Raw genomic sequence first — 236 nt, 5'->3', positions numbered from 1 at the left:
TCAATTTTAAACGCTTTCTTATATCCTGCATCAGCTCATATACCTTCGTACAGCTCTCCCATAAAAGTTTTACTGATGTGGGATAACGCAGGTGGCTTTCCACGCAGGTAGCATCTATCATAGTTACATGCCTTTGTTGCATCAGCGGCTTCCAATATGAAATAAACTCAGATTGTAAAGCTGCAATATCTAAATGCTCGCCAAGATATACCCGCCACCAGCTTACCAGGTTTTTA

1 protein-coding gene is annotated in these 236 nt (G+C 41.1%); it reads right to left on the bottom strand.

What is annotated here, in order from left to right:
* A partial coding sequence (locus OD355_RS13860; protein WP_396327194.1) for a hypothetical protein occupies positions 1–236 on the bottom strand: 236 nt, incomplete at both ends.

Source organism: Haoranjiania flava (genome assembly GCF_025631005.1).
Taxonomy (GTDB): Bacteria; Bacteroidota; Bacteroidia; order Chitinophagales; family Chitinophagaceae; genus Haoranjiania; species Haoranjiania flava.
This window is presented reverse-complemented; position numbering and strand designations above follow the sequence as displayed.